This window comes from Burkholderia sp. BCC0398 (assembly GCF_902833245.1).
GTDB classification, from domain to species: domain Bacteria; phylum Pseudomonadota; class Gammaproteobacteria; order Burkholderiales; family Burkholderiaceae; genus Burkholderia; species Burkholderia sola.
This window is the reverse complement of record NZ_CADFEM010000006.1, coordinates 395,086-413,237: the sequence shown is the minus strand read 5'-3', so window position 1 is coordinate 413,237 and position 18,152 is coordinate 395,086. Positions and strand designations below refer to the sequence as shown.

Sequence of the window (18,152 nt, the reverse complement as noted above, 5' to 3'; positions counted from 1 at the left end):
CACTGTGTTTTTGTACAGTATCGGCACCGTGAGCCCGACCACCATCCCGCCTGCCGATCCGCCCGCGCCGCCGCCCGGCGACGCGCCACCGCGCATGCGCAAGATCATCCACTGCGATTGCGACTGCTTCTACGCGTCGGTCGAGATGCGCGACGACCCGTCGCTGCGCAACCGGCCGCTCGCGGTCGGCGGCCGGCCCGACCAGCGCGGCGTGATCGCGACCTGCAACTACGAGGCGCGGCGCTACGGCGTGCATTCGGCGATGTCGTCGGCGCTGGCGATGCGCAAGTGCCCGGACCTGCTGATCCTGCCGTCCGCGATGGACAAGTATCGCGCGGCGTCGCGGCAGATCATGGCGATCTATCGCGACTACACGCCGGACGTCGAGCCGCTGTCGCTCGACGAGGCGTACCTCGATGTCAGCGGGTCGGAGCGTTGCCAGGGCAGCGCGACGCTGATCGCGCGCGAGATCAGCGAGCGGGTGCGCGATACGGTCGGCGTGACCGTGTCGGCGGGCGTCGCACCGAACAAGTTCATCGCGAAGATCGCGTCCGACTGGAACAAGCCCGACGGGCTGTTCGTCGTGCGGCCGCACGAGATCGACGCGTTCGTCGCGGCGCTGCCGGTGCGCAAGCTGCACGGGGTCGGCAAGGTGACGGCCACGCGGCTCGACCGGCTCGGCATCCAGACCTGCGCGCAGCTGCGCGACTGGCCGCTGATCGACCTGCACCGCGAGTTCGGCGCGTTCGGGCGGCGGCTGTACGAACTGTCGCGCGGGATCGACGAGCGGCTCGTGCAGGCCGACCAGGAGCGCAAGTCGGTCAGCGTCGAGACGACCTACGTGACCGACCTGACGACGCTCGAGCAATGCGCGGACGAAATCCGACGCCTCGTCGTGCAACTCGACGCGCGGATCGAGCGCGCCGGCGCCGCGCGGTCGATCCGCAAGCTGTACGTGAAGATCCGCTTCGCCGATTTCCAGCGTACGACGGTCGAGTGCGTGGCCGACGCGACGAATGCCGAGACGGCCGTCACGCTGCTCGCGAAGGGGTTGTTGCGGCGCGCGCAGCCGGTGCGGCTGCTCGGCGTCGGCGTGCGTATCGACGAGGACACGGCCGAGCGCCACGGGCAATTCCTGCTGTTCGACGACGAAGCGGGCGACGACACGCCCGCGCCATGAAAAAAGCACCGCCGAAGCGGTGCCTGTCGATGCAGCCGGAACAGCCGGAAGGGCCGGGCGGCGCGCTCAGTGCGCGGACGCGGCCATCCCGTTGTGGCGCAGCAGCGCATCGATCTGCGGTTCGCGGCCGCGGAACGCCTTGAACGACTCCATCGCCGGACGGCTGCCGCCGACCTCGAGGATTTCGCGGCGATAGCGCGTGCCGGTTGCCGCGTCGAGCACGCTGCCGCTGGTGGCGGCCGCTTCCTCGAACGCCGCGTACGCGTCGGCCGACAGCACCTCGGCCCACTTGTAGCTGTAGTAGCCGGCCGCGTAGCCGCCCGCGAAGATATGGCTGAACGTGTTCGGCCAGCGCGAGAACGCCGCCTGCGGGATCACGTGATAGCGCTCGTTGATCTCGCGCGCGAACGCGGTCACGCCGGTGGCGCCGGCCGGGTCGAAATCGACGTGCAGCAGCATGTCGAACATCGAGAACACGATCTGGCGCAGCGTACCGAGCCCGCTCTGGAAGTTCTTCGCGGCGATCATCTTGTCGAACAGCGCGCGCGGCAGCGCGGCGCCCGTATCGACATGCGACGACATCGACGACAGCACGTCCCATTCCCAGCAGAAGTTCTCCATGAACTGCGACGGCAGTTCGACCGCATCCCATTCGACGCCATTGATGCCCGACACGCCGAGCTCGTCGACGCGCGTGAGCATGTGGTGCAACCCGTGGCCGAATTCATGGAACAGCGTGATGACCTCGTCGTGCGTGAAGCACGCGGGCTTGCCGCCGACCGGCGCGGAGAAGTTGCAGGTCAGGTACGCGACGGGCGTCTGCACGTCGCTGCCGCGCTTCGCGCGCGAACGCGCGTCGTCCATCCACGCGCCGCCGCGCTTGCCTTCGCGCGCGTACAGGTCGAGATAGAACTGCGCGACGAGCGAGCCGTCGCGGTTCTCGACGCGGAAGAAGCGCACGTCCTTGTGCCATACCGGCGCGTCGTCCGGCTTGATCTGCACGCCGAACAGCGTTTCGGTGACGGTGAAGAGGCCCTTCAGCGCGGCCGGCTCCGGGAAGTACTGCTTGACCTCGTTTTCCGAGAACGCATAGCGCTGCTGGCGAAGCTTTTCGGCCGCGTACGCGACGTCCCACGGCGTGAGTTCGGTCAGGCCGAGCGCATTCGCGGCGAACGTGCGCAGTTCGTCCCAGTCCTTGTCCGCGTGCGGGCGGGCGCGCGTCGCGAGATCCTCGAGGAACGCGATCACCTGCTGCGGCGATTCGGCCATTTTCGGCGCGAGCGACACTTCGGCGAAGTTGCGGTAGCCGAGCATCTGCGCCTCTTCGCGGCGCAGCTTCAGCGCGTCGGCGACGATCGCCGTGTTGTCCCATTCGGCCTTGCCGTCGCCGTACTGCGGGCCGAGCTCCGACGCGCGCGTCGCATACGCGCGGTAGAGCGTCTCGCGCAGCGCGCGGTTGTCCGCGTACTGCAGCACCGGGAAGTACGACGGGAAATGCAGCGTGAATTTCCAGCCTTCCTTGCCGTCCTTCTGCGCGGCTTCGCGGGCGGCCTCGATCGCGTCGCCGGGCAGGCCGGCCAGCTCGGCTTCGTCCTTCGCGAAGTACGCGTACGCATTGGTCGCGTCGAGCACGTGATCGGAGAACGCCTTCGACAGCGCGGCCTGCTGTTCCTGCAATTCCGCGAAGCGCGGCTTCTGGTCCTCGGGCAGCTCGGCGCCCGACAGGCGGAAGTCGCGCAGCGCATTGTCGAGGATCTTCTTGCGCTCGGCGGACAGCGTCGCGTATTCGGCGCTCGCGGCGATCGCCTTGTACTTTTCGTACAGCGCGAGATTCTGGCCGACGCTCGACCAGAACTCGGTCACGCGCGGCAGGTTTTCACCGTAGGCGGCCCGCAGTTCGGGCGTGTCGGCGACCGCATTCAGGTGGCCGACGATGCCCCATGCGCGGCCGAGCGGCTCCGTGGCTCGCTCGACCGTCTCGACGACGGCGGCCCAGGTCGACGGCGTGTCGCTCGCGCTCGCCGTTTCGACCGCGCGGCTGGCGGCATCGAGCAGCGTATCGAGCGCGGGCGTCACGTGTTCCGGGCGGATCTCGCCGAAACGGGGCAGGCCGGAGAAGTCGAGGAGCGGATTGGTGTTGGCGCTGGCGGACATTAAGACTCCCTGTCTGTTGCCGGATGAACCGGGGTGAAAAGGGTGAGGCGCGACGAAGCGGCGCCCGATACCGACATTATTGGGGCGCATCGTGCGCTTTCCAATCGTTAGTTTCTAATGACGCGATTGACGCAGGGTCGGATGCGGGCGGCCGGCGAGGTGCGGCCGGAGAGGTGCAGCCGCGCGATGGCGGCTGGCGAGGCGTCGGCGCGCTGAACCGCGCGCCGGCCGGGCAAAGGCAGTGTCAGGCTGCGGAGGCCGCCGCGCGTTCGGCGGATTCGATCGTGTTGATCAGCAGCATCGTGATCGTCATCGGGCCGACGCCGCCGGGCACCGGCGTGATGTAGCCGGCGACTTCCTTCACGCCCGCGAAATCGACGTCGCCGCACAGCTTGCCCGCGTCGTCGCGGTTCATGCCGACGTCGATCACCGTCGCGCCCGGCTTCACCATGTCGGCGGTCAGGATGTTGCGCTTGCCGACCGCCGCGACCACGATGTCGGCCTGGCGCGTATGTGCGGCGAGGTCGCGCGTCTTGCTGTGGCAGATCGTCACGGTCGCGCCGGCGTCGAGCAGCATCATCGCCATCGGCTTGCCGACGATGTTCGAGCGGCCGATCACGACCGCGTTCGCGCCTTGCAGCGCGATGCCGTGCGCTTCGAACATCTTCATCACGCCGTACGGCGTGCACGGGCGGAACAGCGGCTTGCCGGTCATCAGCGCGCCCGCGTTCGCGACGTGAAAGCCGTCGACGTCCTTTTCCGGCGCGATCGCCTCGATCACCTTGTGGCTGTCGATATGCGCGGGCAGCGGCAGCTGGACGAGGATGCCGTGGATCTTCGGGTCGCGGTTCAGCGCGTCGATGCGCGCGAGCAGGTCGGCTTCCGACAGCGTGGCCGGGTACGCATCCTTCAGCGAGAAGAAACCGTTGTCCTCGCACGCCTTGATCTTGTTGCGCACGTAGACTTCGCTCGCCGGGTTCGCGCCGACGAGGATCACCGCGAGACCGGGCTGGTGGCCGCGCGCGGTCAGCGCGGCGGCGCGTTCGGCGGCCTGGGCGCGCAAGGTCTTCGAAAGGGCGTTGCCGTCGATGAGGAGGGCTGTCATGGTGGTGGGTCCTGCCGGGAAGTTGGAATGCGGGCGTACGGCGCCCGAAGCGCCGTAGCAAAGCACGTAATTATACCGTTCGCCTGCTGCCGTCCGACAGCGAATCAACGGGAAGCGTCATGGCCGCGGCGCGCGTGCGCCGGGAGGAACGGCCGCCGCCGCGCGAGTGGGCCGCATCGCGCGGGGCGGCAAACGCCGGTTGCGGGCCGGGCAGCCGGGGCGGGCCGTGCCGCCGCGGCCGGAGCACCCGCTCAGGCCTGTTTCTTCGACAGCGCGAGGCGCAGCAGGTCGGCCACCGTGTTGACGTTGAGCTTTTCCATGATGTTCGCGCGGTGCGCCTCGACCGTCTTGATGCTGATGCCGAGATCGTCGGCGATCTGCTTGTTCAGGCGGCCCGCGATGATCCGTTCGAGCACCTGCTGCTCGCGCGCGGTCAGCTTCGACAGGCGTTCGCTCGCGGCGCGCTGCTCCTGGACGCTCTTGCTTTCGCTTCGGGCCTTGTCGAGCATCCGCTCGACGAGCTTGCGCAGCTCGGCTTCGTCGAACGGTTTCTCGATAAAGTCCATCGCACCCTTTTTCATCGTCGACACGGCCATCGGCACGTCGCCGTGGCCGGTGACGAAGATGATCGGCAGCGCGGCATTGTCGGCGATCAGGCGTTCCTGCAATTCGAGGCCGCTCATGCCCGACATCCGCACGTCGAGGATCAGGCACGCGATCTGGCCGGCCTGCTGCGCCGGCTGGTACGCATCGAGGAACTGCTCGGCGCTCGAGAAGCATTGCACGCGATAGCCGTTCGCCTCCAGCAGCCAGCGCAGCGAGTCCCGTACGGCCTCGTCGTCGTCGACGACAAAGACGGTTTCCTGAGTGGTGGTGACAGGGCTATTCATAGTTCTCCCGTAACGGTATGTGATGCCGATGCCTCGCGCCCCCCTTGGCCGAGATCAGCGGGTTCCCCAATGGGCAGGCTGCAGTGGAACGTCGCGCCGGAAATGCGGCCGTCCGGCTCGACGTTGTTGACCACCCACAGACGCCCCCGATGCGATTCGATGATCGAACGGCAGATGTTCAGCCCCATGCCCATGCCATCGGACTTGGTGCTGTAAAACGGTTCGAACAGGCGCTCGGCGGTCGCTTCGTCGACGCCCGGGCCCTGGTCGATCACACGGATGTCGACGAAGCCCGCATCGATGTCGGCGACGACGCGGATCACGCCGTCCACCGACGCCGGTTTCACGTCGGCCATCGCCTCGGCTGCGTTCTTCATCAGGTTCACGAGCACCTGCTCGATCAACACGGGGTCGACATAAATAATAGGCATTCTTGCGAGGATTTCCGTGACGATCCGGATTCTCCGCTTCCTGGCCTCGATTTCGGCGAGCCCGACCGCGTCGGCGACGATGTCCGCGACCCGCGCCGGCTGGCGCTTCGGCTCGCTGCGCTTCACGAATTCGCGGATCCGCTTGACGATCATCCCCGCGCGCAGCGCCTGCTGCGCGGTCTTCTCCAGCGCCGGCTGCAGCGTCTCGGGCGTGCCGCGGCCGCTCTTGACGAGCGCGAGCGTGCCCGAACAGTAGTTGTTGATCGCGGCGAGCGGCTGATTCAATTCGTGAGCAATCGACGACGCCATTTCGCCCATCGTCATCAATCGGCTCGTGAACTGCAGCTTTTCTTCCTGCTGGTGCGCGAGTTCCTGCGCCTTCTTGCGGGTCGTGATGTCGGTCGCGATCTGCATCTGCGCGAGGTGGCCGTCCACCCACTGGATGTACTGGCGGCGCACCTCGAACCACTTCTGGATGCTCTCGACGTACACCTCCTGCGCGTCCGCCGTGCTGCTTGTCAGCGCGGCGGCCGGCAGGCCCGCGAACGCGTCGACCATGTCGATCGAGTCGGACGACGCCTGCGCGCGGTCGAAGCCGCCGCCCGACAGCTCCAGATGGCCGTCCGGGCGGATGCCGAACAGGTGGCGGTAGTAGCGGTTCGCGAACAGCAGCTCGGCTTCGTCGGCGGCGAGCACCGACACCGCGGCGTCGAGGCTTTCGAGCACCGTCGTGAAGCGTTCGTGCGCGGCCGCGAGCTCTTCGCGCGCGCGCTTCGGCTCGGTGATGTCGGTCATCGACGACATCCAGCCGGTCTGGCGGCCCGAACTGTCGATCAGCGGCGACACGTACAGGCGCGCATGGAACAGCGTGCCGTTCTTGCGCCGCACGCGCAGCTCGAAGCCCGAACTCGGCGCCTTGCCGCGCAGCGTCATGTCGAGCTGGCGCTGCATTTCCGGGTACGCGTCGCGCGGCCAATACGGGAACGGCGCGACCTTGCCGACGAGATCGGTCTCGTCCCAGCCCGTCATCCGGCAGAACGCGGGGTTCACGTGCGTGATGCGGCCGTGCATGTCGAGCACGCGCATGCCGATCAGCACCGAGTTTTCCATCGCGCGGCGGAAGAACGCCTCAGCGTACAGCGCCTGCTGCGCCTCGAAGCGCTGGCGCGTGTGCTTCCACAGGCTCCAGAGGCTCCATAGCACGAAGCACGACAGCCCGGCGACGAGCCACACGAGCGTGTTGTTGGTCAGGTTCGTGAGCTGCGGGAACGCGTACACGCGCACCGTCAGCCCTTGGCCGGGCGGGTCGAGCGGGAGATCGTAGTGCGAGTCGCGCGGCAGTCGCGGGCGCGTCGACGTGGACGACAGCTCGCGGTTGTTCGAGTCGGTGATCGAGATCTTGTACTTCGACGACAGCTCCTGCGGAATGTCGTGCTTCAGGATCCCTTCGACCGAGAACACCGCGGCGAGCGAGCCGAGATATTCGCGGTCGCCGCGCATTACCGGCGTCTGCAACGTGATGAAGCCGTTGCCGAACTCGTCGTAGATCAGCGGCGAATACGCCTGGCGGCGCGTGCTGCGCGCCTCGTCGTACGCGCCGCGCACCGCGTCCTGCATCTGCGCGTCGCCGGGCTTCGCGAGCCGTTGGCCGAGCAGCGGTGGATGCACGGCCGGCCAGCGCTGCACGCCCGGCGCCGTGTACCAGTTCAGGTAGAGGATTTCCGGATGCGTCTGCATCACGTCCGCGACCGCCATCTGGAACGCGTTCTGATCGAGGCGGCCGGACGCGAGGTCGCGCGACAGCGCCTGCAGTTGTTCCTGCGCGCCCGTCATCGACAGGCGGATCTGCTGCTGGGCCCACGCGACGTTGCGAAACAGGGTGTCTTCCTGCTGCTGCTGTTCGCGCCGGTTGAGGCTCCACAGGATGAGGCTCATCACGACGAGGAACACCAGGATCGACAGCAGCGGCGTCAGCAAATAGGAATTGGACCACCACGGTCCGTGGTGCCAACGGGACGGCTGCGACTCCGCCGGCGGGCCCGGCGGTCGCGCCGAGCGTGCGAAAAGCCGATCGGTCAACATGGCAGGATTGTAGCGCAGCGCAATACATGGAAAACCGATACCGGATATGTTGAACGGAAACGGTTTTGTTCCGACGAGACGGGCCGCGGAGCCCCGAAATATGGGTGCAGCGCAGCAATATTTCGCATCATGAGAAAAGATCTCACGATTCGAAAATTTTGTTGCGCAGGCCCGTCCACGCTCATTACAATCCGTCGGAGCTTGCCCGCAGCCGGCCGCGCCGCGTCGTCTGCACGAGAGCGATCCTCACATTCCAGGACCCAGGAGACGAGAATGTCCGCTGTACCGAACGAAGTGATGAAGTATGTCGCCGCCGAACGTGACGACGACCCGCAGGAAACCGTCGAGTGGCTGGAGTCGCTCGATGGCGTGATCTCCTCCGTGGGCACCGGCCGCGCGCATTACCTGATCGAAAAGCAGATCGAATTCGCCCGCATGCACGGCGAACACCTGCCGTTCTCCGCCAATACCCCGTACATCAACACGATTCCGCTCGAAGCACAGGCGAAGATTCCGGGCGACCAGGACATCGAGCACCGCATCCGTTCGTACACGCGCTGGAACGCGCTGGCGATGGTGCTGCGCGCGGGCAAGGACACGAACGTCGGCGGCCACATCGCATCGTTCGCGTCGGCCGCGACGCTCTACGACGTCGGCTACAACCATTTCTGGCACGCGGCGTCCGACCAGCATGGCGGCGATCTCGTGTTCGTGCAGGGCCACTCGTCGCCGGGCGTGTACTCGCGCGCGTTCCTGCTCGGCCGCCTGAAGGAAGAGCAGCTCGACAATTTCCGTCAGGAAGTGGACGGCAAGGGCATTTCGTCGTACCCGCACCCGTGGCTGATGCCGGACTTCTGGCAGTTCCCGACCGTGTCGATGGGTCTCGGCCCGATCATGGCGATCTACCAGGCACGCTTCATGAAGTACCTGGAATCGCGCGGCATCGCGAAGACGGAAGGCCGCAAGGTGTGGGCGTTCCTCGGCGACGGCGAGACGGACGAGCCGGAATCGCTCGGCGCGATCGGCATGGCGAGCCGCGAGAAGCTCGACAACCTCGTGTTCGTGATCAACTGCAACCTGCAGCGTCTCGACGGCCCGGTGCGCGGCAACGGCAAGATCATCCAGGAACTCGAATCGGAATTCCGCGGCGCCGGCTGGAACGTGATCAAGGTCATCTGGGGCAGCCGCTGGGATGCGCTGTTCGCGCGCGACAAGTCGGGCGCGCTGATGCGCCGGATGATGGAATGCGTCGACGGCGAATACCAGACGTACAAGTCGGAGTCGGGCGCGTACGTCCGCGAGCACTTCTTCAACACGCCTGAACTGAAGGCGCTCGTCGCCGACTGGTCGGACGACGACATCTGGGCGCTGAACCGCGGCGGTCACGATCCGCACAAGATCTACGCGGCGTTCCACGAAGCGACCAACACGAAGGGCGCGCCGACCGTCATCCTCGCGAAGACCATCAAGGGCTACGGGATGGGCGAGTCGGGCCAGGCGATGAACATCACGCACCAGCAGAAGAAGCTGCCGGTCGAGCAACTGAAGAAGTTCCGTGACCAGTTCCGCCTGCCGATCACCGACGAGCAGATCGCCGACGTGCCGTATCTGAAGTTCGAGGAAGGCTCGAAGGAACTCGAATACATGCGCCAGAAGCGCATGGACCTCGGCGGCTACCTGCCGCACCGCCGCGAGAAGGCGACGTCGCTGCCGGTGCCGGCGCTCGACGCGTTCGAGCCGCTCCTGAAGGGCACGGGCGAAGGCCGCGAGATCTCGACGACGATGGCGTTCGTGCGGATCCTGAACATCCTGCTGAAGGACAAGGCGCTCGGCAAGCGCGTCGTGCCGATCGTCCCGGACGAATCGCGTACGTTCGGCATGGAAGGCCTGTTCCGCCAGATCGGCATCTGGAACCAGGAAGGCCAGAAGTACGTGCCGGAAGATTCCGACCAGCTGATGTTCTACAAGGAATCGCAGACCGGCCAGATCCTGCAGGAAGGCATCAACGAAGCGGGCGGCATGTGCGACTGGATCGCGGCGGCGACGTCGTATTCGACGCACGGCGAGATCATGGTGCCGTTCTACATCTTCTATTCGATGTTCGGCTTCCAGCGCATCGGCGACCTCGCGTGGGCCGCGGGCGACATGCGTTCGCGCGGCTTCCTGCTGGGCGGCACCGCGGGCCGTACGACGCTGAACGGCGAAGGCCTGCAGCACGAAGACGGCCACTCGCTGCTGTGGGCGGCATCGGTGCCGAACTGCGTGAGCTACGACCCGACGTTCGGTTATGAACTCGCGGTGATCGTCCAGGACGGCCTGCGCCGCATGGTGCAGGACCAGGAAGACGTGTACTACTACATCACGGTGATGAACGAGAACTACGAGCACCCGGCGATTCCGCAGGGCGAGCACGTGGCGGCCGACATCATCAAGGGCATGTACGCGTTCAGGAAGGCCGACGCCGACAAGAAGGCGCCGCGCGTCCAGCTGCTCGGCGCGGGCACGATCTTCAACGAAGTGATCGCCGCCGCCGACCTGCTGAAGAACGACTGGGGCGTCGCCGCCGACCTGTGGAGCGTGCCGAGCTTCACCGAACTCGCGCGCGAAGGCCATCAGGTCGAGCGCTGGAACCTGCTCCATCCGACCGAGGAGCGTCGCCTGTCGCACGTGCAGAAGTGCCTGAAGGACACGCAGGGCCCGGTCATCGCTTCGACCGACTACGTCCGTGCGCTGGTCGACCAGATCCGCGGCCAGATCGATCGCCGCTTCGTCGTGCTGGGCACCGACGGCTTCGGTCGTTCGGACACCCGCGAGAAGCTGCGTCACTTCTTCGAAGTCGACCGTCACTGGGTCACCGTCGCCGCGCTCAACGCGCTGGCCGACGAAGGCACGATCGAGCGCAAGGTGGTCGCGGACGCGATCGCCAAGTACAACCTCGATCCGTCCAAGCCCAACCCGATGACCGTTTAACGCACACGCCGTGTGATGCCGCGCGCCGCTCCCGCGAGGAGCGCGCGCGGCCATGGAGACAGAAACAGATGAGTCAAGCGATCGAAGTGAAGGTGCCGGATATCGGCGATTACAAGGACGTGCCGGTCATCGAGATCGGCGTGAAGGTCGGCGACACGGTCGAGCCCGAGCAGTCGCTCGTCACGCTCGAGTCCGACAAGGCGACGATGGACGTGCCGAGCCCGGTCGGCGGCGTCGTGAAGGAAATCAAGGTCAAGGTCGGCGATTCCGTGTCGGAAGGCTCGTTGATCATCCTGCTCGAAGGCGGCGCAGGCGCGCAGGCGAATGGCGCGGCCGCGCCGGCCGCGGCTCCCGCTCCCGCAGCAGCGCCGGCACCGGCCGCCGCCGCGCCCGCTGCCGCACCGGCCGCGTCCGGCGGCACGCTCGAAGTGAAGGTGCCCGACATCGGCGACTACAAGGATGTCCCGGTGATCGAGATCGGCGTGAAGGTCGGCGACACGGTCGAGAAGGAACAGTCGCTCGTCACGCTCGAGTCGGACAAGGCGACGATGGACGTGCCGAGCCCGGCCGCCGGCGTCGTGAAGGGCATCTTGGTCAAGGTGGGCGATTCGGTGTCGGAAGGCACGCTGATCGTGCTGCTCGAAGCCGCAGGCGCACCGGCTGCAGCCGCACCGCAGGCCAGCGCGCCGGCGCCGGCCGCGGCCGCCCCGGCGCCCGCCGCCGCACCGGCACCCGCGAAGGCTGCGCCGGCACCGGCCGCCGCCGCTCCGGCTCCGGCCGCCGCGCCGTCGGGCGAATATCGCGCGAGCCACGCATCGCCGTCGGTCCGCAAGTTCGCACGCGAACTCGGCGTCGAAGTCGCGCGCGTGCAGGGCTCGGGGCCGAAGGGCCGCATTACGAAGGAAGACGTGACGGGCTTCGTGAAGGGCGTGATGACGGGCCAGCGCGCGGCGCCGGCCGCGGCAGCCGCGCCGGCAGGCGGCGGCGAGCTGAACCTGCTGCCCTGGCCGAAGGTCGACTTCTCGAAGTTCGGCCCGTTCGAGGCGAAGCCGCTGTCGCGCATCAAGAAGATCTCGGGCGCGAACCTGCATCGCAACTGGGTGATGATCCCGCACGTCACGAACAACGACGAAGCGGACATCACCGAGCTCGAAGCGCTGCGCGTCCAGCTGAACAAGGAACACGAAAAGGCGGGCGTGAAGTTCACGATGCTCGCGTTCGTGATCAAGGCGGTCGTCGCCGCGCTGAAGAAATTCCCGACCTTCAACGCGAGCCTCGACGGCGACAACCTCGTGTTCAAGCAGTACTTCCACGTCGGTTTCGCGGCCGATACGCCGAACGGCCTCGTCGTGCCGGTGATCCGCGATGCGGACAAGAAGGGCCTCGTCGACATCGCGAAGGAAATGAGCGACCTGTCGAAGGCCGCGCGCGAAGGCAAGCTGAAGCCGGACCAGATGCAGGGCGGCTGCTTCTCGATCTCGTCGCTCGGCGGGATCGGCGGGACAAACTTCACGCCGATCATCAACGCGCCGGAAGTGGCGATCCTCGGGTTGTCGCGCGGGCAGATGAAGCCGGTGTGGGACGGCAAGCAGTTCGTGCCGCGGCTCATGCTGCCGTTGTCGCTGTCGTATGACCATCGTGTCATCGATGGCGCCGAAGCCGCGCGGTTCAATGCGTATCTCGGCGCGTTGCTCGGGGATTTCCGTCGCATCATTCTTTGATGAGATGAGGGGCTCGCGGGGGCGTGGTTTCGTGTCTGTTCTCCACGCTCTTGTCGTTGAACCTGTTTTGCCAACGGTCTGCTAGCGTCGCCCCTGCGCGGGGCGGCGGTCACTTTTCTTTGTCTTCCAAAGAAAAGTGACCAAAAGAAAGGCGCGTCCTTGGGCGGACGGCAAAGGTGGTCCTGCCCAACGTCGCGTGCTCTTGTCAGGCCGCATGTCGTCAGGTTCCGTCTTTCCGCCGGTCCCTCCCTCTCTCTCTGCAGCTATTCAAGAAGGGGACAGTCATGAGTCTCATCGAAGTCAAGGTTCCGGATATCGGCGATTTCAGCGGCGTCGATGTCATCGAAGTCAACGTCAAACCCGGCGACGTGATCGAAAAAGAGCAAACGCTCATCACGCTCGAATCCGATAAAGCCTCCATGGAAGTGCCCAGCGACGTCGCCGGCACCGTCAAGGAAGTCAAGGTCAAAGCCGGCGAGAAAGTCTCGCAGGGCACCGTCATCGCCATCGTCGAAGCGTCGGCAGGCGCAGCCGCTCCCGCGAAAGCGCCCGAAGCGCCGAAGCCCGCAGCCGCGCCGGCACCCGCGCCCGCGCCGCAAGCCGGCAGCTACAGCGGCGCCGCCGACATCGAGTGCGACATGCTCGTGCTCGGCGCCGGCCCCGGCGGCTACTCGGCCGCATTCCGCGCCGCCGACCTCGGCATGAAGACCGTACTCGTCGAACGCTATTCGACGCTCGGCGGCGTCTGCCTGAACGTCGGCTGCATCCCGTCGAAGGCGCTGCTGCATACGTCGCTCGTCGTCGAGGAAGCCGCGGCGCTCGCGTCGCACGGCATCACGTTCGGCAAGCCGCAAGTCGATCTCGACAAGCTGCGCGACTTCAAGGGCGGCGTCGTCAAGAAACTGACGACCGGCCTCGCCGGCATGGCGAAGGCGCGCAAGGTCGAAGTGGTCACCGGCGTCGGCGCGTTCGTCGATCCGTTCCACATGGAAGTGCAGGGCGAAAACGGCAAGAAGGTCGTCAAGTTCAAGCAGGCGATCATCGCCGCGGGCTCGCAGGCCGTGAAGCTGCCGTTCATGCCGGAAGACCCGCGCGTCGTCGATTCGACGGGCGCGCTCGAACTGCGCCAGCTGCCCAAGCGTATGCTCGTGATCGGCGGCGGCATCATCGGCCTCGAAATGGCGACGGTCTACTCGACGCTCGGCGCCGAGATCGACGTCGTCGAAATGATGGACGGCCTGATGATGGGCGCCGACCGCGATCTCGTGAAGGTCTGGGAAAAGTACAACGCGAAGCGCTTCGGCAACGTGATGCTGAAGACCAAGACGGTCGGCGCGGAAGCGAAGGAAGACGGCATCTACGTGAAGTTCGAGGGCGAAAAGGCGCCGGCGGAAGCGCAGCGCTACGACCTCGTGCTCGTCGCGGTGGGCCGCAGCCCGAACGGCAAGAAGATCGGTGCCGACAAGGCCGGCGTCGCGGTCACGGATCGCGGCTTCATCGACGTCGACAAGCAGATGCGCACGAACGTCCCGCACATCTTCGCGATCGGCGATATCGTCGGCCAGCCGATGCTCGCGCACAAGGCCGTGCATGAAGGCCACGTCGCCGCGGAAGCCGCGCACGGCGAAAAGGCGTACTTCGACGCACTGCAGATCCCGTCGGTGGCCTACACCGATCCGGAAGTGGCGTGGGCCGGCAAGACCGAGGACCAGTGCAAGGCCGAAGGCATCAAGTACGGCAAGGCCGTGTTCCCGTGGGCCGCTTCGGGCCGCGCAATCGCGAACGGTCGCGACGAAGGCTTCACGAAGCTGATCTTCGACGAGGAAACCCATCGCGTGATCGGCGGTGCGATCGTCGGCCTGAACGCGGGCGACCTGATCAGCGAAGTGTGTCTCGCGGTCGAGATGGGCGCGGACGCGGAAGACATCGGCAAGACGATCCACCCGCACCCGACGCTCGGCGAATCGGTCGGCATGGCCGCCGAGCTGTACGAAGGCGTCTGTACGGACCTGCCGCCGCAACGCAAGAAGTAACAGTAACGCGACCGGCATGGCCGGCCACGCGCCGGCCACGAAAACGCCGCCGCCCGGGCAAACCGGACGGCGGCGTTTTGTTTTGCGTGGCGCGCGACAGGCTCGATGGTGGCGGGCAGTTGGCCGCCCGCCCGGCACATTCCGGCGCCAGAAACGAAAAAGCCGCGCTGGGCGCGGCTCTTTCAGGAGCAGGGGACGCTTACGCGGCCGGCTTGCTCGAACGACGTGCGGCAGCGGCGGTTGCAGCCTTCGTTGCGACGGCAGCAGCGGCGTTGAAGTTCGTTTCAGCGATTTCCACCGCTTGCTTCGTGGCCTTCTGAACCGTTTCGTACGTGGTGTTCGCAGCGTTCAGCGCCGACTTCAGTGCGGCGACAGCCGTTTCCGAACCGGCCGGGGCGTTCTTCGCGACGTTGTCGACGAGTGCCTGGACCTTCTTGTTCTGCTCGTCGAATTGCGCTTCGGCGACCTTCGCGAACTCGGCTTGCGTCGACGATGCGATTTCGTACAGGTGACGGCCGTACGACAGCACCTTTTCCGCGACCGGCTGCGACAGGCTCGCTTGCAGCGCGATCAGTTCCTGCGCGTCCTTCACCGACAGCAGACGCTGCGCGTTTTCCTGGCCTTCGGCCAGCGTCGACTTCACGACTTGCAGGTTGAGTTCGATCAGCTTTTCGACGCCTTCGAACGCCTTGGTCGTCAGACCGAACAGGCTTTCGAGGTTGGCTTTTTGGGCGGCGGCGATTTGCTCGGGGGTCAGCAAGGACATGTCAGGCTCCTGAAAAGCGATCGCGTCGATCGCAGGATAAAGGGCACTACGCTGGGGAACTTCGGCGCCGCGTGCTTTGTGCAACGCAGCAATGAGGCCTATTTTAGGGCAGAGAGCACGGATGTCAAGCATTTTTTGTGCGTTGCACAATCGCGACAAATTATCGATAAAACAACGAGTTATCGCACCCGTGCGGAATCGGTTTCATGCGTGTTCCCACATGGTGCGCACGGCGCCGGGGAAAACGCGCCGCACCATGATCACGCACAGGTAAACCTGACAGGCCCATGGAACGTTATCCTTCTGTTCCTGTCGAAAAACGCGCCGTTTCGACGCGCGTGCCGTGGCGACGTGCCGCCGTTACGGCCGAGACCGGCGCCCTGGGCACGCCGAGCATCGGATACGTACTTTCCCCGCTTTAAATTGCCGCCGAAGTGACGTTATCTCAATTAACCGCGTGGTAATCGGGAGACGGGCGCTGTCGGGCAGTGCGTCCCATCGATTTTTTCGATGGGAACGGAAGGGTCGATTGGCCGGAGGTTGGCCGACTCTTACATTCCGGTTTAAAGACGATCGGTAAGTGCCTAATATTGCTCTTTTTTTCAGCTTTAACTACACTTGCGGAAACCTCCCGCCCGCTTTGTCCAGACCCCAATGAAAGCCGAATCGTTTTCACCGCGCAGATTGTTGCAGAGCATGACGCTCGGCACCGCTGTGTCGGTCGCAGTCGCGTTGCTCGCGACCACCGCGTCCGTCACGCCTGCCGACGCCTTCGCCGCCACTGCGAAGACCCAAGCCGCCAAGAAAAAGGCCGTCGCTCCTGCTTCGTCAGCGAAGAAGAAGTCGGCCCGGGCGACCTCCGACAAATCCGCCAAGGTCGCCGACGCCGATGCGCCGCGCGCGAAAGCGTCGCGTAAGCGCGTGACGCTCGCGGCGAACAACCTGCATGGCGGCCATCGCGGCGCGGTGCGCAAGGTCGCGTTCCAGCCGCGCCGTCCGACGGTCGGCCAGGCGTTCGGCCTGCACGACACGCCCGACGCGCTCGCGCTGCGCTCGAGCGTCGCGTACGTCGTCGACCAGAATTCCGGCGAGCCGCTGTTCGACAAGAATTCGCACGCGGTCGTGCCGATCGCGTCGATCTCGAAGCTGATGACGGCCATGGTCGTGCTCGACTCGAAGTCGCCGATGACCGATCAGCTCGAAGTCACCGACGAAGACCGCGACTACGAGAAGGGCACGGGCTCGCGCCTGTCGGTCGGCTCGGTGCTGTCGCGCGAGGACATGCTGCACATCGCGCTGATGGCGTCGGAAAACCGCGCGGCCGCCGCGCTGTCGCGCTACTATCCGGGCGGTCGTCCGGCGTTCATCGCAGCGATGAACGCGAAGGCGAAGTCGCTCGGCATGACCGATACGCATTTCGAGAATTCGACCGGCCTGTCGAGCTCGAACGTGTCGAGCGCGCGCGATCTCGTGAAGATGGTCAATGCAGCGTACCAGTACCCGATGATCCGCCAGTTCTCGACTGATCGTACCTACGAGGTGTACACGGGCAAGCGCAACCTCGTCTACAACAGCACCAACGCGCTGATCCGCGGCAACGGCTCGTGGGACATCGGCCTGCAGAAGACGGGCTTCATCAACGAAGCGGGCGAATGCCTCGTGATGCAGGCCACGATTCACGGCCGGCCGATGGTCATGGTGCTGCTCGATTCGTTCGGCAAGTACTCGCGTTTCGCCGATGCCTCGCGCCTGCGCAACTGGCTCGATGCCGGCGGCGGCGAGCGCCTGACGGCGGCCAACACGCCGAGCGGCGGCACCTGATCGCGCGCGGCGGTTCGCCGCCGTACCGTACCGGTCGCCGCAACGCAAAAGCCCCGCAATCGCGGGGCTTTTTTTTGTCTGGCGAAACCGGCGCCGGCGCCGGAAGGAACCTGGCCGCCGGCGCGGCTTACGCCTGCCGCTGCAGCCCGTCCACGTCCTTCGCGGGCGCCGGCCGGTAGCCGAGCGATTCCGAGATGGTGAGCGCCGTCCGGCTCAACTGGCCGAGCCACGCGTCCTGCAGCCGGTCGGCCGGCGCCGACAGCGACAGGCCCGCGACGAGCTTGCCCGAATCGTCGTAGATGCCGGCCGCGATGCAGCGCACGCCGAGTTCGAGTTCTTCATTGTCGCGCGCGCACGATTGCTGGCGGACGATCGTCAGCTCGCGCTCGAGCTTCGCGATATCGGTGATGCTGTTCTGCGTATGGCCGGACAGCCCCGTGCGCGTCGCATACGCACGCACGCGCGACGTTTCGTCGGCCGCGAGGAACAGCTTGCCGACCGACGTGAGGTGCAGCGGCGCGCGGCCGCCGATCGCGCGGACGACCTGCATTCCCGAGCGCTCCGAATACGCGCGCTCGATATAGACGATCTCGTCGCCCTGGCGCACCGACAGGTTCACGGTCTGCCCGGTGAGGCGGTGCAGCTCGCGCATCGGCATCAGCGCCGCGTCGCGCACCGACAGGCGCGCCTTCACGAGATTGCCGAGCTCGAGCAACCGCATGCCGAGGCGGTAGGTGCCGGGATCGGAGCGGTCGACGAGGCGGCAGGTCACCATGTCGTTGAGGATGCGGTGCGCGGTCGACGGGTGCAACTCCGTGCGCTGCGCAAGTTCCTTCAGGCTGACGGGGTCGCTGTGCGCGGCGAGCGCGTCCAGCAACCGCATCATGCGTTCGATCACCTGGATCGACGTTTTTGAATCCGGGGTGGGTTGGCTCATGTCGGGGGAGGAATCGGTTGACGCGTCAAGCGGTGTTGGATCGATTGTATCTCGTATCGTGA

The 18,152-nt window shown here is 66.0% G+C and carries 11 protein-coding genes; 5 read left to right on the top strand and 6 right to left on the bottom strand.

The window, feature by feature from the left end:
* The first annotated feature begins 4 nt into the window (after window positions 1-4).
* Complete coding sequence (dinB, locus tag HWX76_RS16320; RefSeq protein ID WP_176016038.1) at window positions 5-1,180, top strand: DNA polymerase IV; 1,176 nt, start codon at window positions 5-7, stop codon at window positions 1,178-1,180.
* Between the two features lie 66 nt (window positions 1,181-1,246).
* On the opposite strand, the gene HWX76_RS16315 is transcribed toward dinB, so the two are convergent.
* From HWX76_RS16315 to fixL, 4 genes are all read right to left on the bottom strand, one after another.
* Window positions 1,247-3,334 carry a M3 family metallopeptidase gene (locus HWX76_RS16315; protein ID WP_176016037.1) on the bottom strand — a complete coding sequence of 696 codons (2,088 nt, stop codon included), beginning with the start codon at window positions 3,332-3,334 and terminating at the stop codon, window positions 1,247-1,249.
* Between the two features lie 244 nt (window positions 3,335-3,578).
* Window positions 3,579-4,439 carry a bifunctional methylenetetrahydrofolate dehydrogenase/methenyltetrahydrofolate cyclohydrolase FolD gene (folD, locus tag HWX76_RS16310; protein WP_050013014.1) on the bottom strand — a complete coding sequence of 287 codons (861 nt, stop codon included), beginning with the start codon at window positions 4,437-4,439 and terminating at the stop codon, window positions 3,579-3,581.
* A gap of 251 nt (window positions 4,440-4,690) precedes the next feature.
* Window positions 4,691-5,329 (bottom strand): oxygen response regulator transcription factor FixJ, encoded by a 639-nt coding sequence (gene fixJ / locus HWX76_RS16305; RefSeq protein ID WP_006493245.1) that lies wholly within the window; start codon window positions 5,327-5,329, stop codon window positions 4,691-4,693.
* On the bottom strand, window positions 5,326-7,842 hold the full coding sequence (gene fixL, locus HWX76_RS16300; RefSeq protein WP_050013013.1) for an oxygen sensor histidine kinase FixL: 2,517 nt from the start codon (window positions 7,840-7,842) through the stop codon (window positions 5,326-5,328). The genes fixJ and fixL overlap by 4 nt, the downstream gene beginning before the upstream one ends.
* Window positions 7,843-8,115: 273 nt before the next feature.
* Here fixL and aceE point away from each other — a divergent pair, with 273 nt between their 5' ends.
* The 3 genes from aceE to lpdA all read left to right on the top strand — a co-directional run bounded on the left by aceE (window position 8,116) and on the right by lpdA (window position 14,566).
* Complete coding sequence (gene aceE / locus HWX76_RS16295; protein ID WP_050013012.1) at window positions 8,116-10,812, top strand: pyruvate dehydrogenase (acetyl-transferring), homodimeric type; 2,697 nt, start codon at window positions 8,116-8,118, stop codon at window positions 10,810-10,812.
* A 68-nt stretch (window positions 10,813-10,880) separates the two neighbouring features.
* Window positions 10,881-12,533, top strand: a complete 1,653-nt coding sequence (gene aceF, locus HWX76_RS16290; RefSeq protein ID WP_050013011.1) for a dihydrolipoyllysine-residue acetyltransferase — start codon at window positions 10,881-10,883, stop codon at window positions 12,531-12,533.
* A 284-nt stretch (window positions 12,534-12,817) separates the two neighbouring features.
* Window positions 12,818-14,566: a dihydrolipoyl dehydrogenase gene (lpdA, locus tag HWX76_RS16285; RefSeq protein WP_176016036.1), complete on the top strand. Its 1,749-nt coding sequence runs from the start codon at window positions 12,818-12,820 to the stop codon at window positions 14,564-14,566.
* Window positions 14,567-14,765: 199 nt separating this feature from the next.
* Here the strand turns inward: lpdA and HWX76_RS16280 are convergent, their stop codons facing one another.
* Window positions 14,766-15,332 carry a phasin family protein gene (locus tag HWX76_RS16280; protein ID WP_034188948.1) on the bottom strand — a complete coding sequence of 189 codons (567 nt, stop codon included), beginning with the start codon at window positions 15,330-15,332 and terminating at the stop codon, window positions 14,766-14,768.
* 654 nt (window positions 15,333-15,986) lie between these two features.
* Between HWX76_RS16280 and pbpG the strand changes: the two genes are divergently transcribed.
* Window positions 15,987-17,153 carry a D-alanyl-D-alanine endopeptidase gene (pbpG, locus tag HWX76_RS16275; RefSeq protein ID WP_050013009.1) on the top strand — a complete coding sequence of 389 codons (1,167 nt, stop codon included), beginning with the start codon at window positions 15,987-15,989 and terminating at the stop codon, window positions 17,151-17,153.
* A 127-nt stretch (window positions 17,154-17,280) separates the two neighbouring features.
* Here pbpG and HWX76_RS16270 read toward each other — a convergent pair whose 3' ends face one another.
* Window positions 17,281-18,090: an IclR family transcriptional regulator gene (locus tag HWX76_RS16270; protein WP_050013008.1), complete on the bottom strand. Its 810-nt coding sequence runs from the start codon at window positions 18,088-18,090 to the stop codon at window positions 17,281-17,283.
* Window positions 18,091-18,152 lie beyond the last annotated feature (62 nt).

Bases quoted from the DNA above. Each gene is read 5' to 3' on its own strand.
- HWX76_RS16315 (WP_176016037.1), bottom strand. From the start codon at position 3,334: ATGTCCGCCAGCGCCAACACCAATCCGCTCCTCGACTTCTCCGGCCTG.
- folD (WP_050013014.1), bottom strand. From the start codon at position 4,439: ATGACAGCCCTCCTCATCGACGGCAACGCCCTTTCGAAGACCTTGCGC.
- fixJ (WP_006493245.1), bottom strand. From the start codon at position 5,329: ATGAATAGCCCTGTCACCACCACTCAGGAAACCGTCTTTGTCGTCGAC.
- fixL (WP_050013013.1), bottom strand. From the start codon at position 7,842: ATGTTGACCGATCGGCTTTTCGCACGCTCGGCGCGACCGCCGGGCCCG.
- aceE (WP_050013012.1), top strand. From the start codon at position 8,116: ATGTCCGCTGTACCGAACGAAGTGATGAAGTATGTCGCCGCCGAACGT.
- aceF (WP_050013011.1), top strand. From the start codon at position 10,881: ATGAGTCAAGCGATCGAAGTGAAGGTGCCGGATATCGGCGATTACAAG.
- lpdA (WP_176016036.1), top strand. From the start codon at position 12,818: ATGAGTCTCATCGAAGTCAAGGTTCCGGATATCGGCGATTTCAGCGGC.
- HWX76_RS16280 (WP_034188948.1), bottom strand. From the start codon at position 15,332: ATGTCCTTGCTGACCCCCGAGCAAATCGCCGCCGCCCAAAAAGCCAAC.
- pbpG (WP_050013009.1), top strand. From the start codon at position 15,987: ATGAAAGCCGAATCGTTTTCACCGCGCAGATTGTTGCAGAGCATGACG.
- HWX76_RS16270 (WP_050013008.1), bottom strand. From the start codon at position 18,090: ATGAGCCAACCCACCCCGGATTCAAAAACGTCGATCCAGGTGATCGAA.